Genomic DNA, 12920 nt, shown 5'->3' on the forward strand with positions numbered 1-12920 from the left:
TGCCTGCGGCAAAAACTGTTTTGTTGCGGTATAATGGAAGAATGAATCGGCGGGGCCGGGAGAGGGGCGGAGTGATGGCTGGTAGATGGCGGGCAGCTGGTGTGCTGGCTTTTGTTTTGGTATGTGTGGTGTTTGCTGGCTGCGGGCGGCAGGAGCCTGTGCGGCAGACGGTGCTGGTTATGGATACGGTGGCGACGCTGACGGCGACGGGGCCGGAGGCTGAGGCGGCTGTGAGCGAGGGCGTAGCGCGGCTGCGTGAGCTTGAGGCCATGGCTAGTCCTGCTGGTGCAGATAGTGATTTGGTGAAACTTGCGGCGGCTGCTGGCAATGGCCAGTGGGTGAAGCTGCATCCAGAGGTCTATCATATGCTGGCGGTTTCGCAGCAGTACAGCGAGCGCTCGGGCGGAGCCTGGGATGTCACGGCAGGGCCGCTGGTGGAGCTCTGGGGCATCGGCACGGAGCGGGCGCGTGTGCCGTCGGCGGCGGAGATCGCCGCGGCGCGGGCCAAGGTCGGCTGGCAGAAACTGGAACTTCTGCCGCAGACGCAGAGTGCCCGTCTTATGGAAGCGGGCATGTGCCTTGATTTGGGCGGTATTGCCAAGGGCTATGCGCTTGATGAAGTGCGCAGGATTTATGCGCAGCATGGCATCAAGGACGGGCTTATCAATCTGGGAGCCAGTTCGCTCTATGCTTTGGGGCGGAATGATAAAGGGCAGCCTTGGCGTATTGGTATCCGTGATCCGCGTGCGGAAGACAAGGATACTAGGCTGGCTGTCGTGCCGCTTGGCGATGCGGCGCTTTCGACTTCGGGCGACTATGAGCGCTATTTCGAGCAGGATGGGGTGCGGTATCATCATATCATCGATCCGCGTACCGGTGCACCAGCGCAGAATGCGGCGATGAGTGCGACCATCGTTGTCGCGGGCAGCTGTGCAGATGCCGGCATGCTGTCCGATTTGCTGACGACGACGGTGTTCGTCCTGGGCCCCGTCCAGGGGCAGGCTTTCCTGGAGGGATTGCCAGCCGAGGTGCAGGGCATGCTCTGTGACAAACAGTACAAGCTCTGGCCGGCACATGGTTTTGAGGCGTGTCTGCAGGACCGGCAGCTGCCTGGAGCAGATCAATGAACAGAAAGGTGACGATAGATATGCGTGAGGATTTACAGAGGAAACTGGCTGCGCTGCAGCAGCATCTGCGGGAGCTGGGGTCGGTGGCGGTGGCCTTCTCGGGAGGCGTCGATTCGACGTTCCTGCTCAAGGTGGCGCATGATACCCTGGGCGATCGCTGCGTGGCGTTCACGGCTGGCTCAGACTTCGTGCCTGCGCGCGATGTCGAGGGGGCGGCGGCGTTCTGCCAGGCGCAGGGCGTGCGCCATATCGTGCAGCATTTTGATGTGCTGGCTATCGAGGGTATCGGCCATAATCCTGCCGATCGCTGCTATCGCTGCAAACACGCGTTGTTCAGCCAGTTCGTCGCCATGGCGGCAGACGAGCAGCTAAGCTGCGTCGTCGATGGCTCGAATCTTGATGACGATGGCGATTACCGCCCCGGGCGGCGGGCCTTGCGGGAGCTCGGTATCGTGAGCCCGCTGCATGCGGCAGGGATGACGAAGCAGGATATCCGTGATCTGTCCGCAGAAATGGGGCTGGCTACCTGGGATAAGCCTTCGTTTGCCTGCCTGGCTTCGCGGTTCGTCTATGGTGAGGAGCTTACGGCGGCGAAGCTGGCGGCCGTCAATCGCGCGGAAGAATATCTTATGGCGCAGGGGTTCCGGCAGTTCCGTGTGCGCCAGCATGGCAGCCTCGCGCGCATCGAGCTGCTGCCGGCGGATATCGAGCGTTTCCTTGCCGCAGGGCTGCGCGAGCAGGTGACGGCAGAATTCCGCCGCCTGGGTTTTTCCTATGTGACACTGGATTTGTGCGGCTACCGCACAGGCAGCATGAATGAAGTCCTGAAGGATGGAGGGAAGGCATGACGATGGCGAAGAGCAACCAGACGACGCTCTGCTATATCGAGCGCGATGGCCAGTATCTCATGATGCATCGCGTCAAGAAGCAGCACGATATCAACAAGGATAAATGGGTCGGCATCGGCGGGCACTTCGAGCCCGATGAGAGCCCGGAGGAGTGCCTTCTGCGCGAGTGCCGGGAGGAGACGGGGCTGGTGCTTACGGATTACCGGCTGCGCGGTGTCATCACCTTCATCTCCGACCGCTGGCAGACGGAGTACATGTTCCTCTACACGGCCACGGGATATAGGGGAAAGATCGGCGACTGCAACGAGGGCACCCTGGAGTGGATCGCCAAGGACAAGGTCTACGGGCTGCCGGTCTGGGAGGGCGACAAGATCTTTTTCCGCCTGCTGGAGACGCGCTCCACATGCTTCTCCCTCAAGCTGCGTTATGTGGGGGAGCAGCTCTGCGAGGCTGTGCTTGACGGGCAGCCGATGGATCTGACAAAAGGGCTTGAAATTTTCAAATGAAAGTACTATACTGAATAGTGTTTGCGGGGGATAGCCCGCAGGCAGTACGGATGGGGACGTAGCTCAGCTGGGAGAGCATCAGGTTCGCAATCTGGGGGTCGAGGGTTCAATCCCCTTCGTCTCCACCATCGACGATTCAGGTCAGGCAGTTGCCTGGCCTTTTTTGTTTATTTCGTATTATTTTATCGGGGAAAATAGCAGGAAAAAAACAGGACATCGCGAAATATAGCAGTAACGAGCCAAACTATATTAAGGATATTCTTGCGCTCTTGTGATGATACCATAAACGACATTAATAGTGAATACTATTCGGAATAGATATAGCTTTTTATTATTTTTTAGCGTATAATAAGGGTATTCACTATGTAGGGACCTTCTGCCGGCTGGTATTGAGCCACCAGCCTGAGGGATTCTATCGCAAGTATCCGCAAGGATAACATGAGGAGGTAAAAAAGTGGACAAACGGGAGAGTATGTGGGATTTATATCTCAAAAAAGGCATGAGCCGCCGCACGTTCGTCAAGAGCTGCGTGGCGCTGACGTCTCTGATGGGACTCAGCACGGACCAGGTGTCCAAAGTCGTTGAGGCTGCGGAGAAGAAACCGCTGCCGGTCGTTGTCTGGATCCATGGCCATGAGTGCACGGGCTGCGATGAGTCGTTCATCCGCTCGGGTGCACCCCTGGCATCCGATCTGGTGCTGAGCCAGATCGCCCTCGAGTACGACCACCTACTGAGTGCAGCAAGTGGCGAGCCTTTCGAGGCGCATCTCGAGGAGACCATCCAGAAGTACAAGGGTCAGTATATCCTCTGCGTCGAGGGTGCTGCCTGCACGAAGGACAACGGTGTTTACTGTATGTCCGGCGGCCATACGTTCACGCATACGCTGCAGCATGCGGCTCAGAATGCTGCGGCAGTCATCGCCTATGGCACGTGCGCAGTATCTGGTGGTATCCAAGCCGCGAAGCCGAATCCGACGGGATCCTCGGGCATTGCCCAGTTCGCTGGCAGCACGCCGGTCGTGAATGTACCGGGCTGTCCGCCGATTCCGGAGGTCATGACGGGTGTCGTCATGCATGTCGCCCTCTTTGGTACGGTACCGCCGCTTGATGGCGAGGGCCGTCCGAAACAGTTCTATGGCAATCGTATCCATGATACCTGCTATCGCCGTCCGTTCTTCGATGCCGGCATGTTCGCCGAGAGCTTCGATGATGCTGGGGCTAAAGCTGGCTGGTGCCTCTACAAGCTGGGCTGCCGTGGCCCGGAGACGTACAACTCCTGCGGCAACCTGCGCTGGTTCCAGGGCATGAGCTATCCGATCCAGTCCGGTGCTCCGTGCATCGGCTGCTCCAATGCGCACTTCTGGGATGACGGTGCGATGACCGAGCGCCTGCCGAAATTCGGCCAGCCGATCGGTGATGTCGACCAGATCGGTGCCGTCATGGCTGCCGCTACGGCTGTTGGCGTAGCTGGCCATGCCGCTGCCAGCGTCGTCCAGAAGAAGAAACGTATCGCTGATGAAAAGAAGAATGAGGGAGCAGGTGAATAAATGAAACACGTAGTAGTAGATCCAGTAACCCGTATCGAAGGTCATCTTCGCGTCGAGGTTCAGGTTGATGAAGCAACGGGCAAAGTAACCGATGCCCTTTCGTCTGGTACGGCATGGCGCGGCCTTGAGCTCGTCATGAAAGACCGTGACCCGCGTGATGCCTGGGCATATATCCAGCGCATCTGCGGCGTCTGCACGACGGCCCATGCACTGGGTGCTGTCCGCGCGGTAGAGGATGCGCTGGGCATCACGATCCCGAAGAACGCCAACTATATCCGCAACATCATGGCAGCTACGCTGACGGTGCAGGACCATATCGTCCATTTCTATCATCTGCATGCCCTGGACTGGGTCAGCCCGGTTGAGGCACTGGCTGCGGATGATATCGCTACGGCTAACCTGCAGAACACGCTGCTGAAAGACTATACGCTGCCGTTCCGTGCACCGGGCACGTCGGTGACAGAGGCCTATGAGCATGATTTCCCGGCAGCTACGCCGCAGTATTTCAAGCAGATCAAGGAAAAGGTCAAGGCCATCGTCGAGAGCGGCCAGCTCGGTATCTTCTCGGCGAACTGGTGGGATCATCCGGACTACAAGCTGCTGCCGCCAGAGGTTCATCTGCTGGCTGTAGCTCATTATCTCGAGATGCTCGACAAGCAGCGTGAGCTCGTCACGCCGCACGTCATCTTCGGCGGCAAGAACCCGCATCCGCACTATGTTGTCGGCGGTATGCCGTGCTCCATCTCGATGGAAGATGGCAACGCACCGGTCAATACGGCCCGTCTCGACATCGTCGACCGCGCCATCAACATGGGCCGCTCGCTGGTCAACAACTACTATCTGCCGGATCTCCTGGCTATCGGCTCCGCTTATGTCAAGGCTGGCCGCGTCGATGGCGGCGGTATGGCCAAGACCTGCGTGCTCGGCTATGGCGCTTATCCGGAAGAGCCGTTCAGCGGCACGAAGAACGGCGGTTTCTTCAAGAACCTGCTGATCCGCTGCAATGGCGTTGTCGAGGACTTCGGCAAGGGGCTCGCTGGCTGCAAGGTCACCGAGGTCAACGGCGAGGATTTTGCAAACCGCAAGGTCTTCACGGAGAGCGTCGACCACTCCTGGTACGAGTATCCGGCCAAGAGCGAAGATGCACTGAACCCGTGGGATGGCGTCACCTCGCCGAAATACACGGGCCCGAAAGAGGGTACGGCTACGGAGTGGAAGGCTCTCAATGAGACGGGCAAGTACTCCTGGCTCAAGACGCCGAAATGGAATGGCAAGCTTTGCGAGGTCGGTCCGCTGGCCCGCTATATCATCATCTATGTCAAGGCCAAGAAGGGCTTGCTCGGTGAGCTGACCTGGGCAGAGAAGATGATGATGGATCAGATCGATGCGGTATCGAAGGTACTCGGCCTGGCTCCGGAAGTCTGGCTCCCGACGATGGTCGGCCGTACGGCTGCCCGTGCGCTCGACTGCCAGCTGGCTGCCGAGATCAACAAGTACTTCTTCGACAAGCTCATCGCCAACATCAAGTCCGGCGATACGAAAGTCGCTTCCAACGAGAAATGGGATCCGTCGACCTGGCCGAAAGAGTGCGAGGGCGTCGGCATCTACGAGGCTCCGCGCGGCGCGCTGTCCCACTACATCGCCATCAAGGATGGCAAGACGGACAACTACCAGTGCATCGTTCCGACGACCTGGAGCGCTTGCCCGCGTGATGACAAGGCCGGCCACGGCGCATATGAGATGGCTATGATGGACACGCAGGTCAAGGTTCCGGACAAGCCGCTCGAGATTGTCAAGGTCGTCCGTTCCTTCGACCCGTGCATGGCTTGTGCTACGCATATGTTCAATGCCAAGGGCGAGAAGATAAACGTCATCACCACCGATCCGTATTCTGGCACGCACGTTGAGAAATAAGCCGGGCTACCGGATGGAAAGGAAGGGAACAGTAGAATGAAGGAAGAAAAACGTAAAATCTACTACCTGTTCAGTCCGTATCTGCGGATTTTCCATTGGATCATGGTGCTGGCAATCATCGTGCTCTTCGTCACAGGGTTACTGGTCACGAAACCGGTAACCGTGTTGGGCATCGAACCAACCTACACTTCCATGTCCATGGACTGGGTAAGAAATATCCACTTTATCGCGGCATTTGCGTTCTGTGCAGCGTTTATCCTGCGCATCTACGGATTTATCGTGAACAAGGGCGACCGTCTTTTCCCGCGCGTTTGGGAAGGCCACTTCTACAGTGAGACCATCGACGTTGCGCTCCACTACATGCTTCTGAAACCGCACCATGCACCGTTCCTGCGCAACCCGCTGGCGCGTGCATCGTATGCCGGGCTTTACGGTATGGTACTCGTCGAGATCCTCACGGGTTTCGCGATGTACTATATGACTGAGCCGTCGAATATCGGCGGCATCCTGTTCGGCTGGGTCAATGTTGTCCTGGGCGGCGAGATGATGACGCACTGGGTGCATCACATCTTTGCCTGGCTCATCATCGTCTTCGCCATCGGCCATGTCTACATGGTCCTGCGTGCCGACATCATGGAGGCAGAGGGCGAGGCATCCTCGATGTTCTCGGGTGTGAAATTCCTCGAGCATGTCCCGAAGGATGCGAACGAAGTCGAGCCACCGAAAGTCCAGAAATAAGGGCCGGCTGGTCAGAAGTTCCATTTCATTCAGTATGATCAAAGGAGAATCAGATTATGTGTAAAGAATGCGGCTGCGGCGAGACGAATGGCAACACGCGTCTCCAGTTCTTTGTCAAAGGCTATACGGACGAGAATGCCAAGGAAGTAGAAAAGGCACTTCTCGGTCTTCCTGGTGTCATGTTTGTCCATATTCATGCGCACGATGGCGAGACGGTAGTAGACTATGCGCCTGCTAAGACAAAGCTCATGGACATCGTCGGCGTGTTCAGTGCACGTGGTCTCGAGGCTGCTTTATAAGCTGGTGAGCTGATCTGAGGGAGCTGTCGCTGCCAGCCCTCCCCAAGAGGGATGGGGCCAGACAGCTCCCTTTTTATTATGTGCTGCCAGGCCGCAGGAGGCCTGCTGGCGCAGGAGGAAAACAAATGCATGAGATGGCTCTGGCCGAGGGAATACTCGATATTGCCCTCGATTACGCAAAACAGAACAACGCGCAGAAAATCAATGAGGTCGGCCTGCTGATCGGCGAGATGTCCGGTGTCGAGCAGGAGTCGCTGCGATTTTCGTTTGCGATGCTGGTCAAGGGAACGATTGCCGAAGATGCGGTGCTCAAGATCAAGCTGGTGCCGCTGATGGGGCAGTGCTCCAAGTGCGGCAAGAAGTTCCATGTCGACCATTACGATTTCTGGTGTCCCGAATGCAAGGACGGTGTCCTCAAGACAATCTCGGGACGCGAGATGCAGGTAGAGTATCTGGAGGTGGATTAAATGGCTGAGATTCAGGTCATGAAAAATATCCTGGGAGAGAACGACCGCGTGGCGGCCGAGAACCAGGCGATGTTCAGGGAGAAGGGCGTCTATGTCATCAATCTGATGGGCTCGCCGGGAGCTGGCAAGACGTCGGTGCTCGAGAAGACGATGGAAAAGCTCAAGGATAAGCTCAAGATGGCAGTCATCGAGGGCGATCTCTTCACGAGCAAGGATGCGGACCGCATCGAGCGCCACGGTGTGCCGGTCATCCAGATCAACACGGCTGGCGGCTGCCATCTGGATGCGCCGATGGTGCAGAAGGTGGCCAAGCAGATGGATCTGGACAACCTTGACCTGCTGATTGTCGAGAATGTGGGCAATCTCGTCTGCCCGGCGGAGTTCGCGGTCGGCGAGGATGACAAGGGCGTCGTGCTCTCGATCACCGAGGGCGATGACAAGCCGATGAAGTATCCGCTGATCTTCAAGGAGTCGGCCATTGCACTGCTGAACAAGGTCGATATCCTGCCGTACTGCAACTTCGACATGGCTGCGGCTAAAGAGGACATCACGACGCTGCATCCGGGCATGCAGGTGCTTGAGGTATCGTGCACGACGGAGCAGGGGATCGAGGAATGGTGTGAGTGGCTGTGCAAAAGGGTGGCTGAAAAAAAGGCTGGCAGCAGGTAAGGGGGAGCATCGAAGGCGCGCGAACAGGCAAAGCATGCCAACGCTTCGCTTATAGCATCCCTTGCCTGCCCTCGCTTATGGAGAGCAAAAAGCCTTCCCCTCTGGGGAAGGTGGCAGCCGTAGGCTGACGGATGAGGTTTTAGGAGAGGTTTAATCATATGGCTGATGTATTTGGTAATGGCTCGGATGCGGTGTCGAGCCTTGATAATGTCCTGCATCCGGCGGATGTGACGATCTTGGGTGTGGGCAATGTGATCCTGCGCGATGAGGGGTTCGGCGTGCGGGTGGCGGAGTATCTGGATGCGCATTACGAATTCCCGGAGAATGTGCAGATCGTCGATGGCGGTACGCTGGGGATCGAGCTCACGCAGTATGTGACGGGGACGAATAAGCTGCTGGTCATCGATTCAATCAATGGCGGGGCGGAGCCGGGGACCTTGTTCCGGTTCCACAACGATGATGTCATGGATCATTTCCAGGAGAAGATTTCGGCCCATGAGGTCGGCATCCAGGATGTGCTGGCGCTGCTCACAGTGACGGGGCATAAGATTCCGGATGTGGTGGTCATCGGGGCGCAGCCTTATGACCTGGAGGCAGGCGTTGAGCTGTCGCCGGGGATGCAGAAGCTCATGCCGCAGGTAGTCGAGCAGGCGCTCAAGGAGCTGGCGGCCTGGGGGATCAAGCCTCAGGTCAAGGAGAATGCTGCGGCGCTTGATTTTGGAATCGTGGCCGAAGAGGCGATCAGGAGGGATTCATAATGTGTCTGGCAGTACCAGCGAAGGTGCTGGAAATCGAAAATGCTATCGGCAAGGTGGAGATCGCAGGCGTCAGCCGTGAGGTCTCGATGATGCTTTTGCCGGAGGCCAAGCCTGGTGATTTCGTGCTTGTGCATGCGGGCTTTGCGATGCAGATCGTCGATGAGAAGGATGCGGAGGAGACGAATGCGCTGCTGGCCGAGATGAAGGGCGCGCCGCGCACAGTCGGCGCGATAGAGGAGTCGGTCAGCCATGGATAAGAAAGAAGAACGGGAGCTTGCCCAGCGGCTCGTGGCCGAGATAACGGCGCTGGCGGAGACGACAGGGCGCAAGCTGCGCTTCATGGAGGTCTGTGGCACGCATACAGTGGTGATTTTCCGCGCGGGCATCCGCCAGCTGCTGCCGGCGAATGTCGAGCTCGTGTCGGGGCCGGGCTGCCCGGTCTGCGTGACCCCCGATGATTATATGGACAAGGCCATCGCCTATGCGCAGCATCCCGAGGTCATCATCACGACCTTTGGCGATATGCTCAAGGTCCCGGGGACGAAGTCGAGCCTCAGCGAGGCTAAGACGAATGGCGCGGATATCCGCATCGTCTATTCGCCGCTCGATTCCATCCAGATCGCCAAGGACAATCCCGATAAGAAGGTCGTGTTCCTCGCCGTCGGTTTTGAGACAACGGCACCGACGGCGGCGGCTACGGTGCTGGCTGCCGAGCAGCAGGGGGTGAAGAACCTGTTCATGCTGTCGGCCCAGAAGCTGGTGCCGCCCGTCATGGAGACGCTGCTGAATGATGCGCAGGTGCATGTCGATGGCTTCATCCTGCCGGGGCATGTATCGGTCGTGACGGGGACGGGCATCTATGAACCCATCGTGCAGAACTATCATGTGCCGGGGGTTGTCACGGGCTTTGAGCCGCTGCAGATCCTGCGCGCCCTTTATCGCCTCGTCAAGCAGGTCGCAAAGGGCGAGGCCAAGGTCGAGAATGAGTATGAGGATGTCGTGCGTCCCGAGGGCAATCCGGTGTCGCAGCGCATCACGGATACGGTCTATGAGGCTGCCGATACGGGCTGGCGCGGCATGGGAATCGTGCCGCTGTCAGGGCTTAAGATGCGAGCAGAATACGCTGCCTTTGATATTGAGCAGGTCATGCCGCTGCCGGTAGGCGAACTGCCGCCAGCCAAGAAGACGGCCTGCCGCTGCGGCGAAGTATTGCGCGGCATCGTGACGCCGCAGGACTGCCCGCTGTTTGGCAAGGCCTGCGTGCCTACGCATGCCATCGGGCCCTGCATGGTATCGGTCGAGGGCGTCTGTGCGGCCTGGTTCAAGTATGGACAGGGGAGATTCGAATATGGTAAGTGATAAGGTGACACTCGCGCATGGCGCGGGCGGAAAGATGAGCCAGGAGCTCATGGAAGAAGTCATCCTGCCGGCCTATGGCAATCCGCTGCTGGAGGAGATGCACGATGGTGCGCAGGTGCAGATGAGCGGACAGGTGGCGTTTACGACGGATTCCTATGTGGTCCAGCCACTGTTCTTTGCCGGGGGCAATATCGGCAAGCTGGCGGTCTGCGGCACAGTCAACGATCTGGCCATGACGGGGGCGATCCCGCGGTATATCTCGGCCGGACTTATCATCGAGGAGGGCTTTCCGGTAAAAGACCTCAAGGAGATCCTCGCGACGATGCGCCAGATGGCAGATGAAGCAGGCATCTACATCGTCACAGGGGATACGAAGGTCGTCGAGAAGGGCAAGGCCGATGGCATTTTCATCAATACCGCTGGTATCGGCGATGTCATCCGCGGCACGCATATCTCGCCGAAGAATGTGAAGCCGGGCATGAAGGTTATCTTGTCGGGCTATATTGGCGACCATGCGGCGGCTATCCTGGCTGGCCGTCATGGCCTTACCCTTCCCGATACGGTCAAGACCGACTGCGCGCCGCTCTGCCATATGACTAAGGCGATGCTGTCGGCGGTTCCCGATATCGCTGTGCTGCGCGACCCGACCCGCGGCGGCGTGGCCGCGGTGCTCAATGAGATAGCTGTGGCTTCGGATTGCGGCATCCTCATTGACGAGGAGGCTCTGCCCATCCATGAGGAGGTACAGGGGGTCTGCGACATCCTCGGCTTCGATCCGCTTTACTTGGCCAATGAGGGGAAATGCGTGGCCTTTGTGCCGGCGGATAGAGCACAAGGGGTGGTGGATATCATGCGGGCCAATAAATACGGCCGCGATGCGCGCATCATCGGCGAGGTCACGGAGACGGCCAAGGGACAGGTCGGCCTGCGCACGGCCATCGGCGGCATCCGCGTCGTCGATATGCCGCTGGGCAACCTCGTGCCGCGCATCTGCTGATCTTTGCGGTAAAGCAAATCTTAATCTTGCAGCTATTGACGCCTGTGCGTCTGCTCCTCTATAATGAAAGGCGTTCAAAGATTTTAGTATAGAGGGAAGCGAAACATTGATGATAAAAAAGCGTGTCCTGCCAGTATTGCTGGCAGCTCTGCTGCTCTTCAGCGGTACTTGCCTGGCAGAGAATATGCAGTTTGTGGATGCCAACGGTACCACGGGCTACTATGTTGACGTGGATTCGATTGAGTTTTCGACCGATAAGGTCTGGATCCAGCCAGACCCCATCCCGGCGCAGGAGCCGGGGAAGCCGGACGTAGTGCCGCAGGGGTATATGGCCGAGGTTGAAATCGTGACGGCCCGCGTCGCCGTCATCAAGGCGCGGCAGAACCGCCGGTTCATTTATCGCATGCGCTTCAATCCGACGCAGTCGACATATCAGATTCTGTCGTCGGTCATGCAGGCGTACGATACGCGCACGACCTTGCAGACAAACAATACACCGCTCACGGCGACGGGCTATTCCGTCTCGTCGCCGATGCATGAGATGGTGGATTTCATCTATGAGCAGCCGCGAAAATAAAGAATGAGAGCTTCCTCTGTCTGGAGGAGGCTCTTTTGCATGGTGGCGCTAGGAAAGATTTCACAAAATAACAGGAGGGATTCTTATGACGGAACATGCTGCGCTCAAGCAGCGGACGGCCTGGCTGTCCATCTTTTCGAATACGACGCTTGTCATACTGAAGCTGATTGTCGGTCTTTATGTTGGCGCTGTGAGCCTTGTTTCTGAGGCACTGCATTCAGGTGTCGATCTCATTGCGGCACTCATTGCGTTCTGGGCGGTAAAAAAATCGCTGGTACCGCCGGATGAGGAGCATGATTATGGGCATGGCAAGTTCGAGAACCTGTCGGCGGCGGTCGAAGCCCTGCTGATCGTCGGGGCAGCTGTCGGCATCGTCTACGAGTCGGCGCAGAAGTTCCAGTCGGCTGAGGTCCCGGAAGCGCTGGGCTACGGCATCGCCATCATGCTCGTATCGATAGTCGTCAATATCCTTGTCTCGCGGCGGCTGATCCATGTCGCCAAAATCACGGGTTCGCAGGCGCTTGAGGCTGATGGCCTGCATTTGCAGTCCGATGTCTGGACCTCGGTCGGTGTCCTTATTGGCTTGGCACTTATGCAGCTTACGGGCTGGGCCTGGCTGGACCCTGCCATTGCCATACTCGTCGCCGGCATCATCTTCCGGGCGGGCTGGCGCATGGTCACCGAGTCGGCCATGGAGCTGACGGATGCGAGCCTGCCTGCGGAGCAGGAGCAGCGCATCACGCAGATCATCGAGAGCGTGCCTGAGGTGCGCAGCTGCCATTGCCTGCGCACGCGCAAGTCGGGTTCCTACAAGCTGCTTGATGTGCATGTGCTGTTTGATGGCAATATGCATCTGTCGCATGTCCATGCGGTCTGTGATGAGCTGGAAGAGCTTATCCGCGCGGAACTCGGCACGTTCGATATCCTGATTCATCCGGAACCTGATGGCTCTCATGCCCCCGAGACGAAATCAAGTCATTATGAGGAATCCCAGCAAAAGATTACTGCGGATGATTTAAGCCAGCATTAATCGGTATTTTAGCAGGATTTCAAGTTTTTTATCCGGAAGTATGGTACAATAGATACCGAGTTCATTTTGAAACGGAGGAGATAGT

Annotated in this window: 15 protein-coding genes and 1 tRNA gene; all 16 read left to right on the forward strand. The window is 57.8% G+C overall.

Annotated elements, in window-relative coordinates:
• The first annotated feature begins 74 nt into the window (after nucleotides 1-74).
• The 16 genes from FZ041_RS13150 to FZ041_RS13225 all read left to right on the forward strand — a co-directional run bounded on the left by FZ041_RS13150 (nucleotide 75) and on the right by FZ041_RS13225 (nucleotide 12835).
• Entirely contained in the window at nucleotides 75-1127 is a 1053-nt protein-coding gene (locus tag FZ041_RS13150) for an FAD:protein FMN transferase (protein ID WP_149189906.1), read from the forward strand.
• The gene (gene larE / locus FZ041_RS13155) at nucleotides 1124-1975 is read left to right on the forward strand and encodes an ATP-dependent sacrificial sulfur transferase LarE (RefSeq protein WP_255449422.1); all 852 of its coding nucleotides are present in this window, start codon (nucleotides 1124-1126) and stop codon (nucleotides 1973-1975) included. Before FZ041_RS13150 ends, larE begins: the two co-directional genes overlap by 4 nt.
• Entirely contained in the window at nucleotides 1972-2481 is a 510-nt protein-coding gene (locus tag FZ041_RS13160; protein ID WP_255449423.1) for an NUDIX hydrolase, read from the forward strand. The genes larE and FZ041_RS13160 overlap by 4 nt, the downstream gene beginning before the upstream one ends.
• Before the next feature lie 52 nt (nucleotides 2482-2533).
• Nucleotides 2534-2609 (forward strand) — tRNA-Ala (locus tag FZ041_RS13165).
• A 326-nt stretch (nucleotides 2610-2935) separates the two neighbouring features.
• The gene (locus FZ041_RS13170; RefSeq protein WP_075429354.1) at nucleotides 2936-4027 is read left to right on the forward strand and encodes a hydrogenase small subunit; all 1092 of its coding nucleotides are present in this window, start codon (nucleotides 2936-2938) and stop codon (nucleotides 4025-4027) included.
• Nucleotides 4028-5941, forward strand: a complete 1914-nt coding sequence (locus FZ041_RS13175; RefSeq protein ID WP_075429356.1) for a nickel-dependent hydrogenase large subunit — start codon at nucleotides 4028-4030, stop codon at nucleotides 5939-5941. It abuts the gene before it with no gap.
• Nucleotides 5942-5977: 36 nt separating this feature from the next.
• The gene (cybH, locus tag FZ041_RS13180) at nucleotides 5978-6679 is read left to right on the forward strand and encodes a Ni/Fe-hydrogenase, b-type cytochrome subunit (RefSeq protein ID WP_075443584.1); all 702 of its coding nucleotides are present in this window, start codon (nucleotides 5978-5980) and stop codon (nucleotides 6677-6679) included.
• Nucleotides 6680-6735: 56 nt separating this feature from the next.
• Nucleotides 6736-6978 (forward strand): heavy-metal-associated domain-containing protein, encoded by a 243-nt coding sequence (locus FZ041_RS13185; protein WP_075443586.1) that lies wholly within the window; start codon nucleotides 6736-6738, stop codon nucleotides 6976-6978.
• A gap of 125 nt (nucleotides 6979-7103) precedes the next feature.
• The gene (gene hypA / locus FZ041_RS13190; protein WP_075443588.1) at nucleotides 7104-7445 is read left to right on the forward strand and encodes a hydrogenase maturation nickel metallochaperone HypA; all 342 of its coding nucleotides are present in this window, start codon (nucleotides 7104-7106) and stop codon (nucleotides 7443-7445) included.
• Nucleotides 7446-8114: a hydrogenase nickel incorporation protein HypB gene (gene hypB, locus FZ041_RS13195; RefSeq protein WP_149189891.1), complete on the forward strand. Its 669-nt coding sequence runs from the start codon at nucleotides 7446-7448 to the stop codon at nucleotides 8112-8114.
• 158 nt (nucleotides 8115-8272) lie between these two features.
• Complete coding sequence (locus FZ041_RS13200) at nucleotides 8273-8872, forward strand: HyaD/HybD family hydrogenase maturation endopeptidase (protein ID WP_149189892.1); 600 nt, start codon at nucleotides 8273-8275, stop codon at nucleotides 8870-8872.
• Nucleotides 8872-9129: a HypC/HybG/HupF family hydrogenase formation chaperone gene (locus FZ041_RS13205; RefSeq protein ID WP_075443594.1), complete on the forward strand. Its 258-nt coding sequence runs from the start codon at nucleotides 8872-8874 to the stop codon at nucleotides 9127-9129. The genes FZ041_RS13200 and FZ041_RS13205 overlap by 1 nt, the downstream gene beginning before the upstream one ends.
• Nucleotides 9122-10231, forward strand: coding sequence for a hydrogenase formation protein HypD (gene hypD, locus FZ041_RS13210; RefSeq protein WP_149189893.1), 1110 nt, complete (start codon nucleotides 9122-9124; stop codon nucleotides 10229-10231). Before FZ041_RS13205 ends, hypD begins: the two co-directional genes overlap by 8 nt.
• The gene (hypE, locus tag FZ041_RS13215) at nucleotides 10221-11228 is read left to right on the forward strand and encodes a hydrogenase expression/formation protein HypE (RefSeq protein ID WP_149189894.1); all 1008 of its coding nucleotides are present in this window, start codon (nucleotides 10221-10223) and stop codon (nucleotides 11226-11228) included. The genes hypD and hypE overlap by 11 nt, the downstream gene beginning before the upstream one ends.
• Nucleotides 11229-11337: 109 nt before the next feature.
• The gene (locus tag FZ041_RS13220; protein ID WP_149189908.1) at nucleotides 11338-11805 is read left to right on the forward strand and encodes a hypothetical protein; all 468 of its coding nucleotides are present in this window, start codon (nucleotides 11338-11340) and stop codon (nucleotides 11803-11805) included.
• An 85-nt stretch (nucleotides 11806-11890) separates the two neighbouring features.
• Nucleotides 11891-12835, forward strand: coding sequence for a cation diffusion facilitator family transporter (locus tag FZ041_RS13225; protein ID WP_075443602.1), 945 nt, complete (start codon nucleotides 11891-11893; stop codon nucleotides 12833-12835).
• Nucleotides 12836-12920 lie beyond the last annotated feature (85 nt).

It is taken from the genome of Pseudoselenomonas caprae, assembly GCF_008271345.1.
GTDB lineage: Bacteria > Bacillota > Negativicutes > Selenomonadales > Selenomonadaceae > Selenomonas_A > Selenomonas_A caprae.